The 25,200-nt window shown below is 68.8% G+C and carries 27 protein-coding genes and 1 tRNA gene; 16 read left to right on the plus strand and 12 right to left on the minus strand.

Going from position 1 to position 25,200, the window contains the following annotated elements; all coding sequences use genetic code 11:
• Window positions 1-50: 50 nt before the first annotated feature.
• Window positions 51-695, minus strand: coding sequence for a DUF4190 domain-containing protein (locus HD600_RS12795; RefSeq protein WP_184284107.1), 645 nt, complete (start codon window positions 693-695; stop codon window positions 51-53).
• Between the two features lie 123 nt (window positions 696-818).
• On the opposite strand from HD600_RS12795, the gene HD600_RS12800 reads away from it, so the two are divergent.
• Window positions 819-1,529 carry a beta-ketoacyl-ACP reductase gene (locus tag HD600_RS12800; protein ID WP_184284110.1) on the plus strand — a complete coding sequence of 237 codons (711 nt, stop codon included), beginning with the start codon at window positions 819-821 and terminating at the stop codon, window positions 1,527-1,529.
• Here the strand turns inward: HD600_RS12800 and HD600_RS12805 are convergent.
• From HD600_RS12805 to HD600_RS12815, 3 genes are read right to left on the minus strand one after another with little or no spacing between them, the layout of a single operon-like run.
• Complete coding sequence (locus tag HD600_RS12805) at window positions 1,482-2,207, minus strand: alpha/beta fold hydrolase (RefSeq protein ID WP_184284112.1); 726 nt, start codon at window positions 2,205-2,207, stop codon at window positions 1,482-1,484. The two genes, HD600_RS12800 and HD600_RS12805, sit on opposite strands and share 48 nt — an antisense overlap.
• A 51-nt stretch (window positions 2,208-2,258) precedes the next feature.
• Complete coding sequence (gene serB / locus HD600_RS12810; RefSeq protein ID WP_184284114.1) at window positions 2,259-2,894, minus strand: phosphoserine phosphatase SerB; 636 nt, start codon at window positions 2,892-2,894, stop codon at window positions 2,259-2,261.
• 22 nt (window positions 2,895-2,916) lie between these two features.
• Entirely contained in the window at window positions 2,917-4,161 is a 1,245-nt protein-coding gene (locus HD600_RS12815; protein WP_184284116.1) for a glucose-1-phosphate adenylyltransferase, read from the minus strand.
• A 46-nt stretch (window positions 4,162-4,207) separates the two neighbouring features.
• On the opposite strand from HD600_RS12815, the gene glgA reads away from it, so the two are divergent.
• The 3 genes from glgA to HD600_RS12830 all read left to right on the plus strand — a co-directional run bounded on the left by glgA (window position 4,208) and on the right by HD600_RS12830 (window position 6,537).
• Entirely contained in the window at window positions 4,208-5,392 is a 1,185-nt protein-coding gene (gene glgA / locus HD600_RS12820; protein ID WP_184284118.1) for a glycogen synthase, read from the plus strand.
• An 18-nt stretch (window positions 5,393-5,410) separates the two neighbouring features.
• Entirely contained in the window at window positions 5,411-6,196 is a 786-nt protein-coding gene (locus HD600_RS12825) for an ABC transporter ATP-binding protein (RefSeq protein WP_184284120.1), read from the plus strand.
• 86 nt (window positions 6,197-6,282) lie between these two features.
• On the plus strand, window positions 6,283-6,537 hold the full coding sequence (locus HD600_RS12830) for a type B 50S ribosomal protein L31 (RefSeq protein WP_144795205.1): 255 nt from the start codon (window positions 6,283-6,285) through the stop codon (window positions 6,535-6,537).
• Window positions 6,538-6,603: 66 nt separating this feature from the next.
• Here HD600_RS12830 and HD600_RS12835 read toward each other — a convergent pair whose 3' ends face one another.
• Complete coding sequence (locus HD600_RS12835) at window positions 6,604-7,338, minus strand: 3'-5' exonuclease (protein ID WP_184284122.1); 735 nt, start codon at window positions 7,336-7,338, stop codon at window positions 6,604-6,606.
• 60 nt (window positions 7,339-7,398) lie between these two features.
• Here HD600_RS12835 and HD600_RS12840 point away from each other — a divergent pair, with 60 nt between their 5' ends.
• A complete protein-coding gene (locus tag HD600_RS12840) occupies window positions 7,399-8,313 on the plus strand; it encodes an alpha/beta fold hydrolase (RefSeq protein ID WP_184284124.1) in 915 nt (304 codons plus the stop codon).
• On the opposite strand, the gene HD600_RS12845 is transcribed toward HD600_RS12840, so the two are convergent.
• Window positions 8,285-8,758 (minus strand): Lrp/AsnC family transcriptional regulator, encoded by a 474-nt coding sequence (locus tag HD600_RS12845; protein WP_144795199.1) that lies wholly within the window; start codon window positions 8,756-8,758, stop codon window positions 8,285-8,287. The genes HD600_RS12840 and HD600_RS12845 overlap by 29 nt on opposite strands.
• A gap of 170 nt (window positions 8,759-8,928) precedes the next feature.
• On the opposite strand from HD600_RS12845, the gene pdhA reads away from it, so the two are divergent.
• Genes pdhA through HD600_RS12860 form a run of 3 tightly spaced genes read left to right on the plus strand, consistent with a single transcriptional unit; the run spans window position 8,929 to window position 12,417 of the window.
• Window positions 8,929-10,041, plus strand: coding sequence for a pyruvate dehydrogenase (acetyl-transferring) E1 component subunit alpha (pdhA, locus tag HD600_RS12850; RefSeq protein ID WP_184284126.1), 1,113 nt, complete (start codon window positions 8,929-8,931; stop codon window positions 10,039-10,041).
• A 1-nt stretch (window position 10,042) separates the two neighbouring features.
• On the plus strand, window positions 10,043-11,053 hold the full coding sequence (locus HD600_RS12855) for an alpha-ketoacid dehydrogenase subunit beta (RefSeq protein WP_184284127.1): 1,011 nt from the start codon (window positions 10,043-10,045) through the stop codon (window positions 11,051-11,053).
• A complete protein-coding gene (locus HD600_RS12860; RefSeq protein WP_144795194.1) occupies window positions 11,050-12,417 on the plus strand; it encodes a dihydrolipoamide acetyltransferase family protein in 1,368 nt (455 codons plus the stop codon). Before HD600_RS12855 ends, HD600_RS12860 begins: the two co-directional genes overlap by 4 nt.
• Before the next feature lie 10 nt (window positions 12,418-12,427).
• Here HD600_RS12860 and HD600_RS12865 read toward each other — a convergent pair whose 3' ends face one another.
• Complete coding sequence (locus HD600_RS12865) at window positions 12,428-13,015, minus strand: TetR/AcrR family transcriptional regulator (RefSeq protein WP_144795193.1); 588 nt, start codon at window positions 13,013-13,015, stop codon at window positions 12,428-12,430.
• Between the two features lie 98 nt (window positions 13,016-13,113).
• Between HD600_RS12865 and HD600_RS12870 the strand changes: the two genes are divergently transcribed.
• Genes HD600_RS12870 through HD600_RS12880 form a run of 3 tightly spaced genes read left to right on the plus strand, consistent with a single transcriptional unit; the run spans window position 13,114 to window position 15,540 of the window.
• A complete protein-coding gene (locus HD600_RS12870; RefSeq protein ID WP_144795192.1) occupies window positions 13,114-14,262 on the plus strand; it encodes an acyl-CoA dehydrogenase family protein in 1,149 nt (382 codons plus the stop codon).
• Complete coding sequence (locus tag HD600_RS12875) at window positions 14,259-14,732, plus strand: MaoC family dehydratase (RefSeq protein WP_144795191.1); 474 nt, start codon at window positions 14,259-14,261, stop codon at window positions 14,730-14,732. The genes HD600_RS12870 and HD600_RS12875 overlap by 4 nt, the downstream gene beginning before the upstream one ends.
• A 1-nt stretch (window position 14,733) precedes the next feature.
• Window positions 14,734-15,540: an aldolase/citrate lyase family protein gene (locus HD600_RS12880; protein WP_184284128.1), complete on the plus strand. Its 807-nt coding sequence runs from the start codon at window positions 14,734-14,736 to the stop codon at window positions 15,538-15,540.
• A gap of 2 nt (window positions 15,541-15,542) precedes the next feature.
• On the opposite strand, the gene HD600_RS12885 is transcribed toward HD600_RS12880, so the two are convergent.
• Together HD600_RS12885 and HD600_RS12890 are read right to left on the minus strand one after the other, a co-directional pair.
• On the minus strand, window positions 15,543-16,127 hold the full coding sequence (locus tag HD600_RS12885) for a histidine phosphatase family protein (RefSeq protein ID WP_184284129.1): 585 nt from the start codon (window positions 16,125-16,127) through the stop codon (window positions 15,543-15,545).
• Window positions 16,124-16,963 (minus strand): Sir2 family NAD-dependent protein deacetylase, encoded by an 840-nt coding sequence (locus tag HD600_RS12890; protein WP_184284130.1) that lies wholly within the window; start codon window positions 16,961-16,963, stop codon window positions 16,124-16,126. Before HD600_RS12890 ends, HD600_RS12885 begins: the two co-directional genes overlap by 4 nt.
• A gap of 62 nt (window positions 16,964-17,025) precedes the next feature.
• Here HD600_RS12890 and HD600_RS12895 point away from each other — a divergent pair, with 62 nt between their 5' ends.
• Window positions 17,026-17,826, plus strand: a complete 801-nt coding sequence (locus HD600_RS12895; RefSeq protein ID WP_184284131.1) for a TrmH family RNA methyltransferase — start codon at window positions 17,026-17,028, stop codon at window positions 17,824-17,826.
• Between the two features lie 36 nt (window positions 17,827-17,862).
• Here HD600_RS12895 and HD600_RS12900 read toward each other — a convergent pair whose 3' ends face one another.
• The gene (locus HD600_RS12900) at window positions 17,863-18,693 is read right to left on the minus strand and encodes an SGNH/GDSL hydrolase family protein (protein WP_144795186.1); all 831 of its coding nucleotides are present in this window, start codon (window positions 18,691-18,693) and stop codon (window positions 17,863-17,865) included.
• A 125-nt stretch (window positions 18,694-18,818) separates the two neighbouring features.
• Here HD600_RS12900 and HD600_RS12905 point away from each other — a divergent pair, with 125 nt between their 5' ends.
• Both HD600_RS12905 and HD600_RS12910 read left to right on the plus strand, forming a co-directional pair.
• The gene (locus tag HD600_RS12905) at window positions 18,819-20,561 is read left to right on the plus strand and encodes a DEAD/DEAH box helicase (RefSeq protein WP_184284132.1); all 1,743 of its coding nucleotides are present in this window, start codon (window positions 18,819-18,821) and stop codon (window positions 20,559-20,561) included.
• Window positions 20,562-20,681: 120 nt separating this feature from the next.
• The gene (locus HD600_RS12910) at window positions 20,682-21,782 is read left to right on the plus strand and encodes a VIT1/CCC1 transporter family protein (RefSeq protein WP_184284134.1); all 1,101 of its coding nucleotides are present in this window, start codon (window positions 20,682-20,684) and stop codon (window positions 21,780-21,782) included.
• Window positions 21,783-21,907: 125 nt separating this feature from the next.
• On the opposite strand, the gene HD600_RS12915 is transcribed toward HD600_RS12910, so the two are convergent.
• Window positions 21,908-21,990, minus strand: a tRNA-Leu gene (locus HD600_RS12915).
• Between the two features lie 110 nt (window positions 21,991-22,100).
• Between HD600_RS12915 and HD600_RS12920 the strand changes: the two genes are divergently transcribed.
• Window positions 22,101-23,396, plus strand: a complete 1,296-nt coding sequence (locus HD600_RS12920) for a M20/M25/M40 family metallo-hydrolase (protein ID WP_184284137.1) — start codon at window positions 22,101-22,103, stop codon at window positions 23,394-23,396.
• 39 nt (window positions 23,397-23,435) lie between these two features.
• On the plus strand, window positions 23,436-24,263 hold the full coding sequence (locus HD600_RS12925; protein WP_144796071.1) for an undecaprenyl-diphosphate phosphatase: 828 nt from the start codon (window positions 23,436-23,438) through the stop codon (window positions 24,261-24,263).
• Between the two features lie 13 nt (window positions 24,264-24,276).
• Here HD600_RS12925 and HD600_RS12930 read toward each other — a convergent pair whose 3' ends face one another.
• On the minus strand, window positions 24,277-25,131 hold the full coding sequence (locus tag HD600_RS12930) for a PAC2 family protein (protein WP_184284138.1): 855 nt from the start codon (window positions 25,129-25,131) through the stop codon (window positions 24,277-24,279).
• Window positions 25,132-25,200 lie beyond the last annotated feature (69 nt).

Genomic DNA, 25,200 nt, shown 5'->3' on the forward strand with positions numbered 1-25,200 from the left:
GCGGACACCGGCGGCGCTCCTGCGCCCCGGACCACGGCACTCCTCGAGCGTCAGCTGAGGAAGAAGGGCAGGAACCCGATGCCGCCGATGAACAGGAAAGAGAAGATCCCGATGACGACGGTGAACACGAGGATCGCGGCACCGGCGTAACCGAGGATGAGCCCGGCGATCGCCATGCCGCGCCCGCCGATCCTCGAGTCGGACCGCGTCTGCCGAAGAGCCATGTGCCCGGTGATGACAGCGGCGATCGATGCGAGCAGGGCGACGAAGGTCCAGCTGAAGACGATGCCGGCGATGCCGGTGACCAGCGAAGTGATCGCGAGTCCACTGGCCGGCCGCGGCGGGGCGTACGGCTGACCGGGCGCATACTGCGGAGCCGCGTACGGCGACGCCGTCGCCTGCGGCGCAACCGGGTAGGAGGCGCCTGCGGCCTGCCCTGGATACTGCTGCGACGGCGTGGTGTACGGTTGCGCCGCCTGAGCATATGGGGGCTGTTGCAGCGGCGGCGGGGAATACGACGACTGCTGCGGCGAAGCAGGGGAGTACTGCGGGGCAGCCGGCGGCGGCGTGTACTGCGGTGCCGCCGGGTCCGCCTGCGGGTACGACCGCTGTGGTCCCGGCCCGTCGACGGGGCCTGCCGATCCCGCTGCAGGGAAGGTCGGGTGCTCGCCCTCAGGCATTCTGTCGTCGCTCATCGCGATCCCTCCTCATACTCCTCGCGTCACCCCATCATGTCGTGGATCGGGTCCCCTGGCACGCGCCAGCGCACGGATAGGATGACTCGAGTCCTTTCGCAACGTCACCGGGAGCCCTTCTTCATGACTTCAGAACGCGTCGTCCTCGTCACCGGCGGAAACCGCGGCATCGGCCGTGCCATCGCCGAACGCTTCGTGCGGGAGGGCTACCGGGTCGCCGTCACCGCGCGTAGCGGAGAGGGACCGGAGGGCACTCTCACCGTCCGGGCGGATGTCACGGACGCCGCTTCGATCGACGCCGCCTTCTCGGAGGTGGAGGCGTCTCTCGGCCCGATCGAGGTGCTCGTGGCGAACGCCGGCATCACGAAGGACACGCTGCTCATGCGTATGAGCGAGGACGACTTCGACAGCGTCGTGAACACGAACCTCGGTGGGACCTTCCGCGTCGTGAAGCGCGCGTCGAAGGCGATGCTGCGTGCACGCTTCGGCCGTATCGTCCTCATCTCGAGCGTCGTCGGACTCTACGGTTCCGCGGGTCAGGTCAACTACGCGGCATCCAAGAGCGCCCTGGTGGGCTTCGCGCGCTCACTGACCAGGGAACTGGGAGCCCGCGGGATCACGACGAACGTCGTCGCGCCCGGGTTCATCGAGACCGACATGACGGCGGAACTGCCCGAGGAGACGCAGAAACAGTACAAGGCCAGCATCCCTGCGGGCCGATTCGCCTCGCCGGACGAGGTCGCCGGTGTGGTGTCCTGGCTCGCCGGAGACGATGCCGCCTACATCTCAGGCGCTGTCATCCCCGTCGACGGCGGACTCGGAATGGGACACTGATTCGCTGATCAGCTCTGCCAGCCTGCCCGGCTGAGAGAACTGCGGCCAGTGACCGGAGCCGATGCGCGTCACCGTGACGTCCCGGATCGATCGGTACTCCTCACCGTACGGTCCCCATTTGTCGATCTCGGCCTCGAGCTCGGTCGCACCCATGCTCCCCATGAGGATCGTGACGGGAACGTCGTGTCTCCCGCCGCTCAGACGAACGGGGTCGGTGGGAACACGAGCTGGCACCGATCGCGTGAGTGCCGCGCCGACGGCACGGGTGGCCTCGTCGAGGTCGTACACGTCCTCCTCCGGGAAGAAGTCCCACCCGGGGAACGGGATCACCCCGTCGACGACGGCGAACTCCGAGATCCCGGCACCCGGTGGCGGGGGTACGGTGTCGACGAAGACGACGCGGGAGACCCGCTCCGGCCTCGCATCGGCCGCACCCCACACGACGTTGCCTGCGCCGCTGTGTCCGACGAGCGCGACCGGCCCCGGTGCGCGGTCGATCTCGACCACGACGGCATCGATCCAGTCGGCCATGCCGATCCGCGCCGACTCCGCGGCCGGGAGGCCCATACCGGGAAGCGTCAGCGGGATCGGCCGGTGTCCGCGTGCCTCGAGCGCGCGTGCGACGTCTGTCCACGATGTCGCGTCGAGCCACAGACCGGGAACGAGGATGATGTCCATGCCGTGACACTACGCCGGGCGAAGGACACGCGCTGCCCGAGGGCCTCGGCGTCAGGGCAGCAGAGGGATGACCGCCCGAAGATCCACTGGGCCGACGACGAGGTTCGCCGCGGCGCGCACGGCAGGTTTCGCGTTGAACGCCAGCCCGAGCCCTGCGGCGGCCATCATCTCGAGGTCGTTCGCGCCGTCGCCGATGGCGATCGTGGCGTGCGTCTTGACGCCGAGCTCATCCGCCCACGCGCGCAGCGAGCGGGCTTTCACCGTCGCGTCGACGATATCGCCCTCGACGGTGCCGCTCACGGCGTCGTCGACGATCGCCAGCCGGTTGGCCAGCCACCGGTCGACGCCGAGACCAGGGGCGATGTGGTCGAGGATCTCGTGGAATCCTCCGGAGACGACGCCGACGACTCCACCGCGCTCATGCACGGCGGCCGTGAGCTCGCGGACGCCGGGCGTCGGTCGGATGCGCGCGCGCACGCGCTCGAACGCATCGATGCCGACACCCTCGAGCGCTGCGACCCGGGAGCGGAGACTGCTCGCGAAGTCGACCTCACCGCGCATCGCGGCCTCCGTGGCCGCCTGGACCTCGGCGCGACGGCCCGCCTCGTCGGCGAGGAGCTCGATCACCTCGTCTCGGATGAGGGTGGAATCGGCATCGAGGACGACGAGGAAGCGCGCAACGGTCACGGAATCGAGCGTATCGCGCCGGTCACCGCTCGATCCGCACTCCCTTGCCGACCACGGTGATCCCGGAATCGGTCACCGTGAAGCCGCGCTCCAGGTCGCGTTCCCTGTCCACTCCCACCGTCGCTCCGTCGGCGAGGACGACGTTCTTGTCGAGGACGGCACGGTGCACCCTCGCACCCTGGCCGACCACGACGCCGTCGAACAGGACGGCATCGGTGATCGTCGAGCCGCCGGCGGCGAGAGTGCCTGGTCCGATCACGCTGCGCTCCAGGTGTGTTCCCGACAGTACGGACCCGGGGGAGACGATGGAGTCGATCGCGTTGCCGATGCGCCCGACGGCGTCGCGCACGAATTTCGCGGGGGGTGCGTTGACGCTCTGCGTGCGGATCGGCCAGAAGGTGTTGTAGAGGTTGAAGATGGGGAGGGTGGAGATGAGGTCCATGTGCGCGTCGAAGAACGAGTCGATCGTTCCGACATCGCGCCAATAGGCACGATCGCGCGGAGAGGACCCCGGCACGTCGTTCTGCTTCATGTCGTAGAAGCCGGCTTCACCGCGCTCGACGAAGTAGGGGATGATGTCGCCGCCCATGTCGTGCCCCGACGTGGCGACCTCACCGTCGGCCTCGACGGCGGCGATGAGGGCATCGGCGTCGAAGATGTAGTTGCCCATGGACGCGAGCACCTCGTGCGGCGAATCGGCGAGGCCCTCGGCATCCGTCGGCTTCTCGAGGAAGGCGCGGATCAGCCCTGAGCCGTCCGGATCGGTGTCGATCACGCCGAACTGGTCCGCCATCGCGAGCGGCTGCCGGATGCCGGCGACGGTGGCCTTCGCCCCGGAGGCGATGTGCGCGTCGAGCATCTGACGGAAGTCCATGCGGTACACGTGGTCGGCGCCGATGACGATGACGATGTCCGGCTTCTCGTCGTTGATGAGGTTCAGACTCTGGAGGATGGCATCTGCCGATCCGGAGAACCAGCGCTTGCCGAGGCGCTGCTGGGCGGGCACCGAGGTGATGTACGAGTCGAGCAGGGACGACATGCGCCAGGTCTGAGTGATGTGGCGGTCGAGGCTGTGGGACTTGTACTGCGTGAGGACGACGATCTGTCTGAGGCCGGAGTTGATGAGATTCGATATCGCGAAATCGATCAGCCGGTACTGCCCGCCGAACGGCACGGCAGGTTTGGCCCTGTCCGCCGTCAGGGGCATGAGACGCTTGCCCTCGCCGCCGGCGAGGATGATGCCGAATACCTTCTTGGGGACCGCCATGGCTCAACCATAGGACCCGAACCCGTCGCTGTACTACCGTTCAATCATGCGCGTCGACATGATCACCAAGGAGTATCCGCCGGAGATCTACGGGGGTGCCGGCGTACATGTGGCCGAGCTGGTCTCGGCACTGCGCAGATCCGTCGATGTGCGGGTCCGCGCGTTCGGTGCGGACCGCGCGGAGGAGGGCACCCGGTCCTATCGTGCACCGGCCGAGTTGGCCGGTGCGAACGCCGCTGTGCAGACGCTCGGGACCGACCTCGTGATGGTCGGTGACGTCGCGGGCGCCGATCTTGTGCACAGCCACACTTGGTACGCGAACTTCGCCGGGCACCTCGCAGCGCAGCTCCACGGCATCCCGCACGTGTTGACGGCGCACAGCCTCGAGCCGTTGCGCCCGTGGAAGGCCGAGCAACTAGGTGGCGGCTACGCGATCTCACGCGGGATCGAGCGGCTGGCGTACGAGAATGCCAGTGCCATCGTGGCCGTCTCCGCCGGGATGCGAGCCGACATCCTGCGCAGCTACCCGCAGGTGGACGAGCGCCGCGTGCGCGTGATCCACAATGGCATCGACATCGAGCGATGGCGTCCGGTCACCGACGACGACTTCCTCTCCGCCATCGGTATGGATCCGGCGCGGCCGTCCGTGGTATTCGTCGGTCGCATCACTCGGCAGAAGGGTCTTCCGTACCTGCTCCGCGCGGCGGCGCTGCTTCCGCCGGAGGTGCAACTCGTGCTGTGCGCCGGCGCACCGGACACGCCCGAGATCATGGCCGAGGTCCAGGAAGGGGTGCGCCTCCTCCAGCAGTCGCGACAGGGGGTCATCTGGATCGAACGGATGCTGCCGCGCGACGAGCTCAGCGCGATCCTCACCGCCGCGACGGCGTTCGTGTGCCCGTCGGTGTACGAACCGCTCGGGATCGTCAACCTGGAGGCGATGGCATGCGGCGCGGCCGTGGTCGGCACCGCGACAGGGGGGATCCCCGAGGTGGTCGCCGACGGGGTCACCGGACGCCTGGTCCCCGTCGAGCAGACCGACGACGGCACCGGGACGCCGGTGGAACCCGACCGCTTCGTCGCGGATCTCGCACGGGTGCTGACGGAGGTCGTCTCCGACCGGGATCGCGCGGCCGCCTACGGTCAGGCCGGTCGTGAGCGCGTCGCCCGGGAGTTCAGTTGGACGACGATCGCCGACACCACGCGGACTCTCTACGCGGAGCTGACGACCTGAGCCGATAGGCTGAGGAGTATGCCGAGCGCTCTTGATTTCTCCGATGTCGTCGTGCGCCGTGACGGGCGCAACATCGTCGATCATGTGACCTGGCAGGTCGCAGACGACCAGCGATGGGTGGTGCTCGGCCCGAACGGAGCCGGCAAGACCACGCTCCTGCAGCTCGCGGACACGCTGATGCACCCGACCGGGGGATCGGTGACCATCCTCGGTGAGACTCTCGGGCGCACGGACGTCTTCGAGATCCGCCCGCGGATCGGCTTCGCCTCCTCCGCGATGGCCAAGCGCATCCCGCGCGATGAGACGGTGCTCAACGTCGTCCTGACGGCGGCGTACTCGGTCACCGGCCGCTGGAACGAACAGTACGAGAACATCGACGAACGACGTGCCCTGCGGGTGCTGGGGGAGTGGAAACTCGACCACCTCGCCGATCGTACGTTCGGGACTCTCAGTGACGGCGAGCAGAAGCGCGTTCAGATCGCACGCGCCGTGATGACCGACCCCGAGCTGCTTCTTCTCGACGAGCCGACCGCGTCCCTCGATCTGGGGGCCCGTGAGGAGCTTCTCGGGCTGCTCAGCGGATACGCCTCGTCGCCGACGACTCCCGCGATGGTGATGGTGACCCATCACGTCGAGGAGATCCCGATCGGTTTCACCCACGTTCTGCTGCTCCGCGAGGGCGGCGTCGTCGCGGCCGGCTCCATCGAGGAGACGCTGACCGCCGAGGCGCTCACCGAAGCATTCGGGATGCCGATCAGCCTCTCGGCCGAGGACGGGCGCTACGCCGCGCGTGCCGTGGCCTGAGCGGAGGATCTGCTAGAATCGATCCTTGGTGCTCCGGCACCCTTCGACTTTCATTCTGTACGCACCCCGCAATCCAAGGATTCCGCATGAAGACTGACATTCACCCCACCTACAAGAACGTCGTGTTCCGCGACCTGGGCTCGGGCGAGACCTTCCTGACCCGTTCGACGGTCACCAGCGACAAGACGATCGAGCTGGACGGGGTGGAGTACCCGGTCATCGACGTCGAGATCTCCTCGGCCTCGCACCCGTTCTACACGGGCAAGCAGCGCATCATGGACTCGGCCGGCCGCGTCGAGAAGTTCAACCAGCGCTTCAAGGGCTTCGGCGGCAGCAAGTAAGCTCCGTCCCCACGAAGGCCCCGCTTCGGCGGGGCCTTCGTCGTGTCCGCACCGCTCTCGAGCGACTCAGGACACGAGATCCTGCGCGGGGCCGCGACGGCGAACGGGCCATGTGCCGTCGAGTGCGTCGTCAGGGTCGATGCGCCCGATGCGGATGAAGTACTCGGTCAGACTGGCGGCCTGGCTCCGCGCCCACCCGATCTGTTGCGCGTGCAGGTCGTGCGCCGAGAGGGCGAGAGGGAAGCTGCGGGCGATGGCCTGAGCGACTCGGCCGGCGGCGATCGCGTCGGCGGAGGCTTCATGAGCCCCGTCCAGCGTGACGCCGTAGTGCTGCGCGACGGCGGACAGCGTGCGCTTGCCTCTGCGGTACCGATCGACCGCCTTGTCGATCACCAGCGGGTCGATGATGGGTCCCGGTGCATCGAGCGGTGGGATGCGGTGCCTCACGCACTCGTGCGCGAGAAGCGAGAAATCGTAGGAGGCGTTGTAGGCGACGACCGGCAGTCCTTGCGAGAACAGTGCCCGTAGCGAGGCCGTCACCTCGAAGACCACCTCCGGCGCCGCGCGACCGTCGGCCCGGGCCTGCGCGGTCGTGATCCCGTGCACGGCGGCTGCGCCGTCGGGGATCGGGATCCCAGGGTCGGCGAGCCACGACCGCGCCGCGATCTGCCGCCCGTGCTCGTCGAGGACACCGACATATGCGGTGACGATGCGATCGGCCGTGACATCCACCCCGGTCGTCTCGAGGTCGAAGACTCCGATGCGACCGAGCCAGTTCGGCAGTTGCAGGTCGAGGGCCATGACCCCACGGTAGGAACGGCCTCGGACATCGCGGCCCAGGCGCGCCCGTAGACTCGACTCATGCCCGCATCTTCGCCCTACGCCGAGCGGCTCAGTCGCATCCCCGTCCGACGGCGCGAGGTGGATGTGCGAGGGGGGCGGACGGCCTATTGGACGTACGGCCCTGATCAGACACCCGACGGAGGCGAGCCCGTCACCGTGATCGCCGTGCACGGATTCCGGGGCGAGCACCACGGGCTCGAGCCCGTGGTCGCCTATCTGCCGGAAGTCCGTGTCATCGCCCCGGACCTGCCGGGATTCGGTGAGACGCCCCCGCTGCCGGATCGCACCCACGACCTCGCGGAGTACGCGCGATGGCTGCGGGAGTTCGCCGACGAGGTGGCACCGGGAGCGATCATCCTCGGGCACTCGTTCGGTTCGATCGTCGCCTCAGCGGCCGTCGCGGAAGGCCTCCGCACTCCGCGACTGATCCTCATCAACCCCATCGGCGCCCCCGCACTGGAGGGGCCGAAAGGGCTGCTCACCAAGCTCGCGGTGCTGTACTACGGGCTCGGTGCCGCACTGCCTCCCGGCATCGGCACCGCATTGCTGCGCAACGGACTGATCGTCCGCGGCATGAGCATCGCGATGGCGAAGACCCGCGATCGCGAGCTGCGGCGGTTCATCCACGATCAGCACGACACCTACTTCTCCGACTTCGCGGACCGCGACGTGCTGCGCGACGCCTTCGTGGCGAGCGTGTCGAACGACGTGCGCGCCTTCGCGCCGGCGATCGACGTTCCCACCCTGCTCGTCGCAGCCCAGCGGGACGACATCACACCGATCGAAGCGGAACGCCGCCTCGCGACGCTCTTCCCGGACGCCCGGCTCGTCGAGATCGCCGATGTCGGGCATCTCATCCACTACGAGACACCGGCCGAGGCCGCCGGTGCGATCCGCCGCTTCCTCAGGGTTCCCGTCGCGCGAGACCGATGAGCCCGGCCACCCGGTAGGGGATGACCTCGCCCATCGCCAGGGATGTCTCGGTCCGCTCGACGCCCTCGATCGACAGGATGCGGGCATCGGTGTCGAAGAGATGACGGGCGTCGCGGCACGCGACGCGGGCGAGCAGATCGATCGACCCGCTGAGCCCATGAACCTGCAGGACCTCCGGGATGCGCGCGAGTTCTGCGGTGATCCGCGGCAGCTCGGTCTGACGAAGCCCGATGCTGATGAAGGCCTGGAGGGGGAAGCCGAGCACTTCGGCGGAGAACGACCGCTCGTAGGACAGGAACACCCCCGTCTGATCCAGGCGCGCCATCCGTGCCTGGATGGTGTTCCGCGACAGTCCGAGGCGCTCGGCGAGCGCGACGACGGTGATGCGGGGATCATCGGACAGGGCACTCAGCAGTTCGAGGTCGACTCGATCGAGGGTGGACATACCGCCAAACCCTAGCAGCGTTCGATCGGCGATACTGAGCAACATGCTCAGCGGTCACCGAAATGGTTGAGCGTGCTGATCAGCGGACGTACCCTCGAAGAACCGATGAAGACGTCGGTACCACGACGTGCAGGCGCTCACGAGGCGCTCACACGACAGGAGGGACGAAGATGTCACCGCAGGCCACTCCGATCGCGGACACCGCGCAGGATCTCGAACTCGTAGAACGCCTTCTCGCCCCGGACGGAACACGCCGGAGCAACCCGGATCTCGATCGGTTCGTCACCGATGTCGACGCCGCGGCCCTTCGCGCGCTGCACAGGGACATGGTGATCCTCCGTCGCATCGACGCAGAGGGCGTCGCGCTCCAGCGGCAAGGTCAACTGGGCCTGTGGGCGCCGTGCAACGGTCAGGAGGCCGCCCAGATCGGAACGGCGCGCGGTATCGACCCGGTCGACTTCGTGTTCCCGAGTTATCGCGAGACCGGGGTCATCTATGCCAGAGGCGCACAGCCGGGTGATTTCGTTCGGGTCTGGCGCGGCGAGGAGGGGGCACCCTTCGACCCGATGCAGATGCGCGTGGCCCCGCTGCAGATCATCATCGGCGCACAGACGCTGCACGCCGTCGGCTATGCGATGGGGATCAAGCACGAGCAGGCCGAGGAGGTCGCCGTGACCTACTTCGGCGACGGTGCCACCAGTCAGGGCGACGTCAATGAGGCGATGGTCTTCGCCGCGTCCTACCAGGCGCCCGTGGTCTTCGTGTGTCAGAACAACCACTGGGCGATCTCGGAGCCCGTCGCGGTGCAGTCGCAGTATCCGATCTCAGGGCGCGCCCCCGGCTTCGGCATCCCCAGCATGCGGGTGGACGGCAACGACGTCCTCGCCTGCATGGCGGCGATGCGATGGGCGCTCGACCACGCCCGGTCGGGGAAGGGTCCCGCGTTCATCGAGGCGGTCACCTACCGGATGGGACCGCACACGACATCGGACGACCCGACCCGCTACCGCGACCCGGCGGAGCTGGAGGCGTGGAAGACCCGCGACCCCATCGCGCGCGTCGAGGCGCACCTGCGGGCTCTCGGTGAGATCGACGACGAGCAGATCGCGGCCGCCCACGCCGATGCCGACCGGATGGCGCGCGAGATGCGCGCCGCGTGCCTCGGCATGGTCACGCGCGAGCCGCTGGCCGTGTTCGACGGTGTGTACGCGGAGCCGCACTGCGGCATCGATCGGGAACGCGACGAGTACGCCGCGTACCTCGCGACCCTCGAGGAGGTGTGAGATGACGCAGCTCACTCTCGGAAAGGCCCTCAATGCCGGCCTGCGCAAGGCGATGCAGGACGACGACAGGGTCGTGATCATGGGGGAGGACATCGGCAAGCTCGGCGGAGTCTTCCGGATCACGGACGGTCTCCTCGACGAGTTCGGCGCGAAGAGGGTGATCGACACACCGCTGGCCGAGTCCGGGATCGTCGGAACGGCCGTCGGTCTCGCCTACCGCGGGTACCGTCCGGTGGTCGAGATCCAGTTCGACGGCTTCGTCTACCCGGCGTTCGACCAGATCGTCTCGCAGGTGGCCAAGCTCCACTACCGCACACAGGGCCGCGTGAAGATGCCGATCACCATCCGCATCCCGTGGGCAGGCGGCATCGGCGCCGCCGAGCACCACTCGGAGTCGCCGGAGGCGTACTTCGTGCACACGGCGGGGTTGCGCGTGATCGCGGTGTCCAACCCGCAGGATGCGTATCGGTGCCTGCAGCAGGCGATCGCGTCGGACGACCCTGTCATCTTCTTCGAACCGAAGCGCCTCTACCACCACAAGGGCGAGGTCGACCTCGACTCCTCGCCGGCTGACGCGGCGCCGATGGGGGTGGCGAGAGTCGTGCGCGAGGGCACGGATGCGACGATCATCACGTATGGTGCGATGGTCTCCACCGCGCTGGATGCGGCAGCGGCGGCCGAGGACGACGGGCTGTCGCTCGAGGTCATCGACCTCCGCTCGATCTCGCCGATCGACTACGACGCCGTGGCGGCATCCGTTCGCCGTACCGGGCGGGTCGTGGTCGCGCACGAGGCCTCGCGTGAAGCCGGCGTCGCCGCCGAGGTGATCGCGAGCATCACCGAGCGATGCTTCGAGTACCTCGAGTCCGCGCCGCTGCGCGTCACGGGCCACGACGTGCCCTACCCGCCCGCGAAGCTCGAGAAGTACCATCTGCCCGATCTGGATCGGATCCTCGATGCCGTCGACCGGGTGCTCGACCGGCCGAACAGCCTGACGGGAGCCGAGTCATGATCGAGGAGTTCCGTCTGCCGGACCTCGGCGAGGGTCTCACCGACGCCGAGGTCGTCCAGTGGCTGGTCGCGCCGGGCGACACCGTGACCCTCAACCAGACGCTCGCTGAGGTCGAGACGGCCAAGGCCGTCGTCGAGCTCCCGTCGCCGTACGAGGGCACGGTGTCCGCGCTCCACGCCGAGGCGGGCGCGACCGTCGAAGTCGGTGCACCGCTCATCGCGTTCGAGGTCGGCGGCGAGGCCGCAGCTGAACCCGCGGGTCGCGAGGAGGAGTCCACCGATGCGGAGGAGAAGTCGCCACCGAACCTCGTCGGTTACGGGGCGGCGCCCTCGAGCCGGTCACGACCCGCACGTCGGGCTCGACGCATCACGGGTGGCGCCCCGTCGATCGACACGGCCGTCCTCGAGGCGGCGCCCCATGACGTGCTGCCGCCGTCGCCTCCCGCACCGCCCCGTGTCGGGGAGCGGCCACGGTCGACCCCGCCCGTGCGCGCGTACGCGAAGCGGCTGGGAGTCGACATCGTGCTGGTCGCCGCAGAGGTGGGGGATCGGGTGATCACTCGCGACGACGTCACCGCGTACGCGGAACGGATCGGTTCGCGTGAGGAGACGCCGACGACCACTGCGGAGCGCCCCGTCTTCCGCAGCGCGAGCGACGGCGACGAGCGCGAGACGAGGCTCCCGATCCGCGGCGTCCGCAAGCACACTGCGGCCGCCATGGTGCAGAGCGCCTTCACCGCACCACACGTCACGACCTTCCACACCGTGGATGTCACGGCCACCATGGATCTGATCGCAAACCTCCGAGGCGACCGCTCGCTGGCCGAGCATCGGATCGGTCCTCTCGTGATCGTCGCGAAGGCCGTCTGCCTCGCGCTCCGCCGGACGCCAGGGCTGAACTCGCGTTGGGACGAGCAGGCGGGGGAGATCGTCCAGCCGCACTATGTGGATCTCGGCATCGCCGCGGCGACCGAGCGCGGGCTCATCGTTCCGAACATCCGTGATGCGGACCGGATGACGGTGCCGCAGCTCGCCGATGCGATCAGCACCCTCACGCAGACCGCCAGGGCGGGGAAGACCTCTCCGGCGGACCTCGCCGGCGGAACGTTCTCGATCACGAACATCGGTGTGTTCGGGATCGACGCCGGAACGCCGATCCTCCCACCCGGTCAGTCGGGGATCCTCGCGGTCGGTGCCGTGCGCAGACAGCCCTGGGAGTACCGCGGCGAGATCGCCCTGCGTCAGATGATGACCCTCAGCCTCTCCTTCGACCATCGCATCGTCGACGGCGCGGAGGGAGCCCGCTTCGTCAAGGATGTCGCGGACATCCTCGAGGAGCCGGGGCGGGCGATGCTGCTGGGGTGACCGCGGATCCTCAGGCGATGAGCGCGGCGTGCGCCATCGCGCTGAGGATCGCGGCGGTCGACCGTTTGGACCGCGAGGCACTGCGCGTGCTGTGGGGCGTGGAGTTGATGAGGCCGAAGCACGCCTGCACGCGCAGGCGCAGTTCGTCCGTCGGCACATCGAGGATCGGGGCGAGCGCGGAGATCCACAGCTCGATGTAGGCGCGCTGGAGCCGACGGACGTCTGCGCGATCCTGGTCGGACAGATGCGCGAGGTCACGGTCGTGCACCCGGATGACGTCGGCGTGCCCGAGGGCGAAGTCGACGTGGAATGCGATCAGTGCCCTGATGCGGTCGTCGGCGTCCTCCGTGCCCTCAGACACCCGGCGTCCACCGTCCACGAGGTCCGCACTGACCTTGACGAGAACCGCGCCGAGCAGTGCCTGCTTGCCGGTGAAGTGTCGGTACACGGCAGGGCCGGAGACGCCGACGGCTGCGCCGATGTCCTCGAGGCTGACGCCGGGGTAGCCGCGTTCGGCGAACAGGCGGGCCGCCTCGGTGAGGAGAGCGTCGGCACGCTCCGCCTTCGCTCGATCACGCGCCGTGAGAGGGGTTGTCATTTCAGTTAACGCTCGCTAACCTAAATTGTCGGGTTAGTGCACACTAACCGAAAACGTGCACCGGATGCCACCGCGCGAGTCAAGGAGGACGAGACGTCATGGCTGCAGAACTCTCCGAAGAGGAGGCCGAGCTCAGCGCCATGGTGCGCGAGTTCGCCGACACGGTCGTGGCGCCACAGGCCTACGACGCCGATCGCACCCACACGCTCTCCATGGATGTCGTGGCGCAGATGGGGGAGCTCGGTCTGTTCGGGTTGCCCTTCCCCGAGGAGGTCGGCGGTCAGGGCGGCGACTACATGGCCCTGTGCCTGGCGATCGAGGCGCTGGCCCGCGTCGATCAGTCGATCGCCATCACGCTGGAGGCGGGTGTGAGCCTGGGTGCCATGCCGATCTTCCGGTTCGGCAACGATGCGCAGCGCGAGGAACACCTGCCGGATCTGCTCGCCGGGCGTGCACTCGCCGGCTTCGGGCTGACAGAGCCGGAAGCCGGGAGCGACGCGGGTGCGACGCGCACCACCGCCCGCCTTGACGGCGACGAGTGGGTCATCGACGGGGCGAAGCAGTTCATCACCAACTCCGGGACGCCGATCACGCGGTTCGTCACCGTCACCGCCGTGACCGGTCAGAACGACGGGCGCAAGGAGATCTCCACGATCATCGTCCCCAACGGCACCCCCGGTTTCACGGTCGGGGCCCCGTACGACAAGGTCGGCTGGAGAGCATCGGACACGCATCCGCTGACCTTCGACGGTGTTCGTGTCCCCGCAGCCAACCTTGTCGGTGCCAGAGGGGCCGGGTTCAAGAACTTCCTCAGCATCCTCGACGAGGGCCGCATCGCGATCGCTGCGCTGTCGACCGGGGCCGCCGAAGGATGTCTGGAGCAGGCGGTCGAGTACGCCAAGAGCCGTACGGTGTTCGGCGCGGCGCTGAGCACGAGGCAGAACGCGCAGTTCACTCTGGCCCGCATGCGCGCCAGAGTGCACACCGCGCGGCTCGCGTGGCATCACGCCGCGCGCCTGCGGGATGCCGGTGCCCCCTTCGCCGAGGCGGCGGCGATCGCGAAGCTCGTCGCCGGGGACGCCGCGATGGACAATGCCAGGGACGCCACGCAGATCTTCGGAGGCAACGGCTTCATGAACGAGTTCGCCGTCGGTCGGCACTATCGTGACTCGAAGATCCTCGAGATCGGCGAGGGCACGACGGAGGTGCAGCTGTTGGTGATCGCGCGCGGATTGGGGCTGGTGTGACGGACATCGTGCAACGAGGCCTGTACTTCGAGGAGTTCGAGGAGGGCGCGCGGTATCTGCACCGCCCAGGGCGGACGGCGACGGAGGCGGACAACGTCCTGTTCACGACGCTCACCATGAACACCCAGGCGCTTCATCTGGATGCGGCCTTCGCGCAGGGCCAGGAGTTCGGTCAGCGACTGATGAACTCGATGTGGACGCTCTCGACGATGGTCGGCTCGTCGGTGGCGCAGCTCACGCAGGGGACGCTGGTGGCCCAAGTCGGGCTCGGCGACATCGCCTTCGTCCATCCGCTCTTCGCCGGCGACACGCTGTACACGGAGAGCATCGTCACGGGCAAGCGCCTGTCGGCGTCGCGGCCGGGGCAGGGCGTGGTCACGATCGCGCACACGGGCCGCAACCAGGAGGGCATCGTCGTCGCGACGGCCACCCGGACCGTCCTCGTCCACTGTGCACCGAAGGAGGACTGACGTGGACTTCGATCTCGGACCGGCACTGCTGTTCTGTCCCGCTGACCGACCGGAGCGGTTCGCGAAGGCGGTCGAGCGTGCGGACGCGGTGATCCTCGATCTGGAGGATGCCGTCGCCCCGGATGCCAAGGACGCGGCACGCGCCCACGTCGCGGCGTCCGAACTCGACCCAGCACGCGTCATCGTCCGCGTCAACGCGCCGGACAGCCCGTTCTTCGCCGACGACGTCGCGATGGTCGCCGGCACACCGTTCCGGACCATCATGGTGGCCAAGGCGGAGGACCCGCGGGCCTTCGACGTGTTCGGCGCGGATCACCGCGTCATCGCCCTGTGCGAGACGGCGCGCGGGGTGAGTCGCGCGGACCGGATCGCCGCGCACGACCGGGTCACGGCGCTCATGTGGGGCGCAGAGGACCTCGTCGCGTCGCTCGGCGGCACGTCGAGTCGGACCTCGAACGGACAGTACCGGGACATCGCGCGACATGCGCGGTCGCGCATCCTCCTCGAGGCAGGCGCGCAGGGGAAGGGCGCCATCGACGCCGTGCACATCGACATCGACGACCTCGACGGTCTTGCGGCCGAGGCTGCGGACGCGGCGGCTTCCGGGTTCAGGGCGACGGCGTGCATCCATCCGGCGCAGGTGGCGACGATCCGGGCGGCGTATGCGCCGGACGCCGAGACGATGGAATGGGCACGAGCCGTCCTCGCCGCGGCGAACGGGGAGCGCGGAGTGTTCCGGTTCCGCGGCAGGATGATCGACGAGCCGCTGCTCCGCCATGCCAGGGCAGTGGTGACGCGCGGAGCCTGACCTCAGGCCGGGATCGGTTCCAGCAGCCGAAGGAGTCCCGGCGCCGCCTCGAAGCGGTGCAACGAGCCGTTGCGCAGGATGTCGCCCTCGCGGGGGAGCGTCCCCCCGGAGGCGTGGTTCAGCAGCGAGCGGATCACTCCGCCGTGGGTCACGACGATGATCGACTCGGCCGCCGGGGTCGAGCGCCGTCTCGACGTGCGCGCGATGACGTCCAGCGCGCCGAGGGCGCGGTCGCGCACCATCTCGAGGGCCTCGGCGCCAGGGGGAGCGGAGTGCCAGTCCGTGAAACGCTCGAGGTAGTCGGCGACGAGCATCCCCTCGCCCTCGCCGAACTCGCGCTCGCGCATGTCACGCGTCGTGAGAGGCGCGTCGAGTCCGAGGTGCCCGGCGATGATCCCCGCCGTCTCCTGTGCGCGGACCAGGGGGCTGGCGTACACGGCATGGTGCGTGCCGGCGCTGAGCAGTTCCGCGGCGGCGAGCGCGTCGGCACGTCCCGTCTCGTTGAGCGGGATGTCCGTCGAGCCCTGGATCCGGCGCTCGAGGTTCCAATCCGTCTGGCCGTGCCGGACGAGGGTGATGAGGGTCACGACAGCCGTTCCTCCAGGGCGGGCAGGACCTCGCTCGTGCCTCCGGCGAGCACGATGTGCGCCCAGCGGTCCACGCGCGTCGGTTCGCGGTTGAGGATGATGAGGGGGATGCCGCGTCGCCTGGCGCGCTCGACGAGGCGGATGCCGGAGTTGACCACGAGCGACGAGCCGGCGACGATCAGTGCATCGCTGGCACGCAGGAGGGACTCCGCGGCCCGGAAGCGGTCGACGGGCACGAACTCGCCGAAGAACACCACGTCGGGCTTGAGCATGCCGCCGCAGACGGTGCAGGTGGGGATCACGAAGCCGTCACTGCTCTCCGGCGCGACGTCTCCGTCCGGATTCATCACGATGCGCTCCGGGATCGTGATCCACGGGTTCAGCTGCTCGATCTGCTGTGCGATGTCGCGGCGATCGAAGACCTGGCCGCAGTGCAGGCAGAGCACGCGACGCATGGTGCCGTGCACCTCGACGACTCTCGTGCTTCCGGCGCGCAGGTGCAGCCCGTCGACGTTCTGGGTGATGACGCCCGTGACGACGCCGTCGCGCTCCATCCTCGCGAGTGAGCGATGCCCCTCGTTCGGTTGCGTGGAGGCGAACGACCGCCAGCCGAGGTGACCGCCGACCCAGTAGCGCCGGCGCGCGGCCTCGTCGGACAGGTAGCGTCCTCCGGTCATCGGATCGGCGCGGGTACGCGCACCCTCTCCGCGATACGCGGGGATCCCGGAGTCCGTGGAGATGCCGGCGCCGGTGAGGACGGCGATGCGACGGCCCGTGAGCAGGTCAGCCGACCTCTCGATGCCGTCAGCCAGCTCCGCACTGATCGTCGCGCTCACGAAACCTCCCCGTCGATTCTACGGTGCACGCCCGCCGTGCGGCGCGGTGGCAGAGTGGGGGCATGCACATCGATCACGTCGACGAGGCGGCCGATCCGCGGATCGCGGACTATCGCAACCTCACCGACACGGCGTTGCGGCGCGTGCGGGAACCGGCTGGTGGACTGTACATCGCGGAGTCCGCGAAGGTCATCGCACGAGCGGTGGCCGCAGGGCACGCGCCGCGTTCCGTGCTCACACAGGAGCGATGGGTGCCGGGCATCGAGGAGATCCTCGGCGACCACGATGTACCCGTCTACGTCGTCCCGGACGAGGTGGCCGAAGCGGTCACGGGGTTCGCGGTGCACCGCGGCGCACTCGCCTCCATGCATCGGCCGGTGCTCCCGCACCCGGCGGAGGTGCTCCGCGACGCCAGGGTCGTGCTCGTACTCGAGGACCTCATCGAGCACACCAACGTGGGAGCGGCCTTCCGTGCGGCGGCCGGTCTGGGCGCGGATGCCGTGCTCATCACTCCGCGCTGCGCGGATCCGTTGTATCGCCGCAGTGTGAAGGTCAGCATGGGCACGGTGTTCCAGGTGCCGTGGGCTCGTATCGACGATTGGGACTCGGCGGCCGCTGCGCTGCGCGATGCCGGCTTCTCCCTCGCAGCGCTCGCTCTCAGCGACGATGCCGTTCCCCTCGACGTCTACGCGGCGTCACGGCCGGAGCGGGTGGCGCTGGTCCTCGGCACAGAGGGCGACGGTCTGTCGCGCACGGCGTTGGACATCGCGGACACCGTGGTGACGATCCCCATGCGCGGGGGCGTTGATTCGCTCAACGTCGCCTCGGCCGCTGCCGTCGCCCTGTGGGCGCTGACCTCCTGAGACGACCACCGGCATCGCGCGGAGGCCGGTGCCGGCTCAGCGGTCGTCGGAGACGACGATCACCGGCGACGGCTCAGGGCGCTTGGCGGCGATGAGGTCGCCGGACGACTGGTGGCGCAGGCGGCGGAGCACCCACGGCACGAGGTGCTCGCGGGCCCAGCCGAGGTCTTCCGCGCGCGCTGCACGCCAGGTGCGCGGCGGCAGCGGGCCCGGCTGCATCGGTTCCAGCGAGTTGGGCACGTTGAGGGCTCGGAGAGCCATCCGAGCGACCTCGTGGTGCCCGAGGGCGTTGTAGTGCAGCCGGTCGTCGTCGAAGAACCGGGGGTCCTGCACAGTCTTGAGCGCCCACTGATCGGCGACGATGCAGTCGTGGCGTTCGGCGATCGCGCGGATGTTCTCGTTGTAGATGGCGACCTTCCCGCGGAACGGGCGGAAGACCGGCGTGAAGCCGGTGTCGATGCCGGTGAACAGGAGGATGGCAGCGCCGGTGCGCGACAGGCGGGAGACGGCGTCGTCCAGCTGCGCCGCGATGTCATCGGGGTCCGTGCCGGGCCGGATCACATCGTTGCCGCCGGCGCAGAGGGAGATGAGGTCGGGGCGCAGGGCCACGGCCGGTTCGATCTGGTCTGCGATGATCTGCGCGATGAGCTTGCCCCGGACGGCGAGGTTGGCGTAGGCGAACTCGTCGACCTGGGATGCGAGGACCTCGGCGACGCGGTCGGCCCAGCCGCGGTTGCCCCCTGGTGCACGAGGATCGGGGTCGCCGATCCCCTCGGTGAAGGAGTCGCCGATGGCGACGAAGCGACGCCAGGGATGGGGGCCCTCATTGGCCACGTACGGAGTCCTGGAGGGTTCCGGATCGGTCATCTCATTGTCCTTCGAAGCTCGCGGGCCGCCGGTCGCAGCCGTGCAGGGATCGAGCCTACCCCCGGGCCCGAGTCGACGGGCCGGGCGGGCGGCCGATGTCCTGGGCAAGGATTATTCTTGAACCGATGCTTTCTCCGTCCTTTCCCCAGCGTGCCCCGTGGGGGACGGCGGACAAGCTCCGCGCCTGGCAGCGGGAGGCACTGGACCTCTATTTCGCGCGGGATCAGCGCGACTTCCTCGTCGCCGCGACACCCGGCGCAGGTAAGACCACGTTCGCGCTGACCCTCGCCGTCGAACTCATGCGCATGGGTGAGGTCAACAGGGTGATCGTCGTCGCTCCGACGGAGCACCTCAAGACGCAGTGGGCCGACGCCGCCGCCCGCGTGCACATCCGTCTCGATCCGCGCTTCCGCAACAGCCACTGGGCGCCGTCGCGGCAGTACCACGGGGTCGTCGTGACCTATGCGCAGGTGGCTGCCAAGCCCTCCGTCCACCGTCATCTCACGGAGGAGGCGAAGACCCTCGTGATCCTCGACGAGGTGCACCACGGCGGCGATGCGCTGAGCTGGGGCGACGGCATCCGAGAGGCGTACGGCTCGGCGAAGCGGCGGCTCTCCCTCTCCGGCACGCCGTTCCGTAGCGACACCGCTCCGATCCCGTTCGTCACGTACGCTCCGGACGAGTCGGGGGCACGGATCTCCACGACGGACTACAGCTACGGATACGGCCGGGCCCTGGCGGACGGCGTCGTCCGCCCCGTGCTGTTCCACATGTACTCCGGCAAGATGCGCTGGCGCACGAGCGCGGGGGACGAGCTCGAAGCGCACCTCGGCCAGGACAACACCAAGGACGTCACCTCTCAGGCCTGGCGGACGGCGCTGGACCCCGAAGGGGAGTGGATGCCCGCCGTGCTCTCGGCGGCCGACCGGCGTCTCACCGAGATCCGTCATCATGTGCCGGATGCCGGCGGACTCGTCCTCGCGACGGACCAGACGGTGGCCCGCGCCTACGCCAAGATCCTGCACAGCATCACGGGACAGCAGCCGACGATCGTCCTGTCCGACGATGCGACCGCCTCCGAGCGCATCGAGAAGTTCAGTCAGAACGACAGCCGGTGGATGGTCGCGGTGCGCATGGTCTCCGAGGGCGTCGACGTGCCGCGTCTCGCGGTGGGCGTGTACGCGACGTCGTCATCCACGCCACTGTTCTTCGCACAGGCCATCGGTCGATTCGTGCGCGCACGCCGCCGTGGTGAGGCCGCGAGCATCTTCCTGCCCAACGTCCCGGTACTGATGGGGCTGGCCAATGAGCTGGAGAAGCAGCGCGATCACGCGCTCGACAGGCAGAGCAAGGACGACGACGGGCTCGACGATTCGCTCCTCGAGAGCGCGAATCGCGAGGAGGAGGCATCCGACGCCCTGACGCAGGAGTTCAGCTATCAGGCGATCTCGTCGCTCGCGCACTTCGACCGCGTGGTCTTCGAGGGAAAGGACTTCGGGCAGCTCGCAGAACCGGGCACGCCGGAGGAGGAGGAGTTCATCGGGATTCCGGGCCTTCTCGAGCCCGAGCATGTGCACGAGCTGCTCATGCAGCGCCAGTCCCGGCAGTCGAAGCTCCGCGCCGCACGCGAGGCCGAAGCCGGGCCGGAGCCCGCGACGACGCTCCCGCCTCCGCTGCACCGCACCCTCCGCGAGCAACGGCAACTGCTCAACAGCCTCGTGGGGCTCTACGCGCGCCAGGCGGGGGAGCCGCATGGCGCGGTCCACGCCGAGCTGCGTCGCGTGTGCGGCGGTCCTGCCGTGGCTCAGGCGACGGTGGCGCAGCTGCAGCAGCGCATCGACCTGCTGCGCAAGCGCGTTCGGTCCTGACGCGATTAGGAACCCCGAAATGCTGGCAATCCCGGCCTCCCGGGCATGTCGTCGCGCGGCCGCCGATAGCGTTGAAGAGGTCTGAGAAACTTCCCCTTCCCACCCCGTCTCGGAGGACACATGAGCGCGCCCGCGGCCCTGGAGCCGACTGAAGCAGATCGACGACGCTGGGCGCGATACCTCGTCGAGGAACGCGCCGAGGGGCTGGTCTATCAGAAGCTCGCGGACCGGAAGACCGGTGAGGAGCAGCAGATCCTGCAGAGCCTCGCGGATGCGGAGCGCCGGCATGAACAGCATTGGCTCGACCTCCTCGGCGAACCTCCGGCCAGGCTGCCTCGGGCCGGACTCCGATCGCGGTTACTGGGATGGATGGCAGGACGGTTCGGTTCGATCTTCGTCCTCGTGCTCGCTCAGAGCGCGGAGGCGCGGTCGCCGTATGACACCGAGAAGTACGCCACCGCGGCGATGCGGGCGGACGAGAAGATCCATTACGAGGTCGTGCGGGGGCTCGCCGCGCGCGGACGACGTCGCCTGTCCGGGTCCTTCCGCGCCGCCGTGTTCGGTGCCAACGACGGGCTGGTGAGCAACCTCGCCCTCGTGCTCGGAATCGGCGCGACGGGTGTGAGCTCCGGCTTCGTCCTGTTCAGCGGGCTGGCCGGCCTGTTGGCCGGTGCCCTCTCGATGGGCGCGGGCGAGTTCGTCTCTGTGCGCTCGCAACGCGAGCTGCTCGCATCGACCGAGGCCAATGAGGATGCCGCCCTCTCCGCCGGGGATCTCGACATCGACGAGAACGAGCTCGCGCTCGTCTATCGCGCGAGGGGAATGGATGAGGCCGAGGCGCTCGCGCGCGGACGTCGCGTGATCGCCGCCGCGCAGGAGGGTGCACGGCGCTCTGTCACCGGGCCCATCCGCTCTCATGCCGCCACGAGCGACCATGACGTCGTCGGCGGCGACTGGACGGCGGCGATCTCCAGCTTCCTCCTGTTCGCCTCCGGTGCGATCGTCCCCGTGCTGCCGTGGATCTTCGGTCTGGAGGGCACCACAGCCGTGCTCGTCGCTCTTGTGCTCGTGGGCGTCGCGCTGCTCGCCACCGGTGCCGTGGTCGGCATCCTGTCCGGGGGGCCGCCGCTGCGCCGTGCGCTCCGTCAGCTCGCGATCGGATTCGGCGCCGCGGCGATCACGTACGGGCTCGGCCTCCTGTTCGGCGTCGGCGCCGTCTGACAGCAGGCGGCTCCACTCGTGTCACGCCAAGCGTGGCGGGTGGAGCCGAGCCGGGTGGAGCCGAGTCGGGTGGCGCCGAGCCGGATACGAGAAAAGCCCCCTCGAAAGGGGGCTTTTCTCTTCTGTGCGCGGAGGGGGACTTGAACCCCCACGCCCTTACGGGCACTACGACCTCAACGTAGCGCGTCTACCATTCCGCCACCCGCGCAGGTGGTGAAGGCCGTTGCCGACCGAAGAGAAACATTACCAGGTTTCCCGAGGGCCGACGAACCGGCCCACGGCCCGGGCGTGCCGCACCGGCTTCGATAGCCTGGGAGCATGTCCACACCCCAGCATCCGGAAGTCGTGCGCATCGCGCAGGACCTCATTCGCTTCGACACCTCCAACTTCGGCGGCGGAAAGGCGAACGGCGAGCGGGAGGCGGCCGAGTACGTCGGCGCATACCTCGAGGGTCTGGGGCTCGAGCCCGAGTACTACGAGCCGATCCCACGCCGCACGAACGTCGCGGCGCGGGTGAAGGGCAGGGACTCGACGAAGCCGGCGCTGGTCGTGCACGGTCACCTCGACGTCGTGCCGGCGATGGCCGAGGACTGGAGCGTCGACCCGTTTGCGGGCGAGGTTCGCGACGGCCTGCTCTGGGGGAGGGGCGCGGTGGACATGAAGAACATGGATGCCATGATCCTCACCTCTGTCGCCGACATCCTGCGCTCCGGTGAGGTGCCGGAGCGCGACCTCGTCCTGGCATTCTTCGCCGATGAGGAGAACGGCGGCGTCGAGGGCTCGGCGCTCGTCGTCAAGGACCGCCCCGAATGGTTCGCCGGGGCGACGGAGGCGATCAGCGAGGTCGGGGGATACTCGATCTCGGTCGACGACCGGCGCGCGTACCTGCTTCAGGTGGGCGAGAAAGCTCTCCTGTGGATCCGTCTGGTCGCGCGGGGACGCGCGGGACACGGGAGCCGTCTGCACGAGGACAACGCGGTCGTGAGACTCGCCGAGGCGGTCTCCGCCATCGGCCGCACGCGCTGGCCGGTCCGCCTCACCCCGACGACGAACGCGCTGCTGCAGGGACTGCGCGACCTCACGGGAAGAGTCGACGACGACCCGGACGCCCTGGCTGCGGCATCCGGCCCCGCCGAGGCGTTCCTGCGCTCCACGCTGCGCACGACGACGAATCCCACTGCACTCACCGCGGGGTACAAGCACAACGTCATCCCCGAGCGCGCAGAGGCGCTCATCGACGTCCGCGTCATCCCCGGCACGGAGGACGAGGTCCTCGCCGAGCTCCAGCGGATCGTCGGCGACGACGTCGTCATCGAAACGGTGGTGCGCGACATCGGGATGGAGACGCCCTTCGAAGGCGACCTCGTCACGGCAATGGTGCAGGCACTCGGCAGGCACGATCCTGGCGTCCCCGTGATCCCGTACCTGCTCGGCGCCGGCACGGACAACAAGGCGCTCACACGGCTGGGGATCACCGGCTACGGGTTCGCGCCTCTTCGCCTGCCCGCCGATCTCGACTTCACGGGGATGTTCCACGGTGTGGACGAGCGCGTGCCCGTAGAATCGCTTGTCTTCGGTCAGCGGGTTCTGACCGATCTGATGCGCTCGTACTGACGCATTCCGCTCCGTCAGGATCTATCAGAAGGCCCCTCCATGCACCTGCTCGAAGCGCTGTTTCTCGGCATCATCCAGGGACTCACCGAGTTCCTGCCGATCTCCTCCAGCGCGCATCTGCGCATCGTCGGCACGTTCACAGGATCGGGCGAGGATCCAGGGGCGGCGTTCACCGCGATCACCCAGATCGGCACCGAGGCCGCGGTCGTCGTGTTCTTCTGGCGCGACATCGTGCGGATCATCGGGCAGTGGTTCCGTTCGTTGGCAGGGAAGGTGCCGCGCAACGACCCCGACGCGCGTATGGGATGGCTGATCATCATCGGCAGCGTGCCCATCGTCGTGCTCGGTCTGCTGTTCCAGGACGAGATCGAATCGGTGCTGCGGTCGATGTGGCTCGTCGCCATCATGCTGATCGCGTTCGGCATCCTGCTCGGCGTCGCGGACCACGTCGGCGCGAAGCGCCGCACGCTCGACCAGATCACCTATCCGCACGGCATCCTCTACGGGTTCGCGCAGGCGCTCGCTCTGATTCCCGGCGTCTCGCGCTCGGGGGGAACGATCACCATGGGGCTCTTCCTCGGGTACGAGCGCGCCGCCGCCGCACGCTACGCGTTCCTGCTCGCGATCCCCGCGGTGTTCGGCAGCGGCTTCTACCAGGTGTTCAAGAGCTGGGACGCGCCGGACCAGTACTTCACGATGGGTGAGACGGTCGCCGCCACCGGCATCGCCTTCGTCGTCGCCCTCGGTGTGATCGCGTTCTTCATGAACTGGATCTCCAAGCGCAGCTTCCTGCCGTTCGTCATCTACCGGATCCTGCTCGGAGTGACCCTGCTGATCCTGCTCGGCACCGGTGTGATCGCGCCCTGAGAGCCGGCGCGCGTCAGCGCTTGTGATCGCCCGGGCCGTCGCCGCGGCGGCGGAGATACCGCTCGAACGCCTGCGCGATCGCGTCGCCGGAGGCCTCGGGGGAGTCCCAGGTGTCGCGGGTGCGCTCGAGCTGATGGATGTACTCCGTCATCTCCTCATCGTCCGCGGCGGCGGCGTCGATCGACGCCTCCCAGGTGGCGGCCTCCGTGCGGAGGCGCTCGCGTGGGAAGTCGACTCCGGTCAGCTCCTCGAGCCGGTCGAGCAGGGCGAGGGTCGCCTTGGGCGACGGCGCGGCGGAGGCGACGTAGTGCGGGACGCTGGCCCACAACGTCGCGGTGGGGATCCCGGCCCCCTCCGCGAAGTGCTCGATCACGCTGAGGATCCCGACGGGCCCCTCGTACAGCGAGCGCTCAAGGCCGAGCACCTCTCGCGTGCGCTCGTTCGAGCTCGCCGCGAAGATCGAGATCGGTCGGGTGTGTGGGACGTCGGAGAGCATCGCCCCGAGCATGATGAAGCCCGTGATGTCGTCGCGGAGCGCGACGTCGATGAACTCGTTCGCGAACGCCTGCCACGTGCGAGCCGGTTCGACGCCGGTGAGCAGCCAGAACTCCGGCTCGCCGTCGGCCGGGGGCGATGCGGGACGCCAGAGGGCCGCCTCGGGCCAACGGAGCTCGCGCTTGCCCGATGCGTCCATCTTCGACGACGGCCGCGTGTACTGATAGTCGAAATAGAGCTCAGGGTCCACGGAATGGACCAGCTCGTACCCGCCGCTCTCGCGGAGCACGTCGATCGCTCCGCTTGCGGCCTCACCCGCGTCGTTCCAGCCGTCGAAGGCGACCACGACGATGCGATCTCCCAGTGCATCCATTCGTTCTCCCTCCGACGTCCGAACCTGACTCCTCCCTCCAGGCTAGTGCGCGCCCGGCGGCCGTGGTGC

The organism is Microbacterium ginsengiterrae (assembly GCF_014205075.1).
Taxonomy (GTDB): domain Bacteria; phylum Actinomycetota; class Actinomycetes; order Actinomycetales; family Microbacteriaceae; genus Microbacterium; species Microbacterium ginsengiterrae.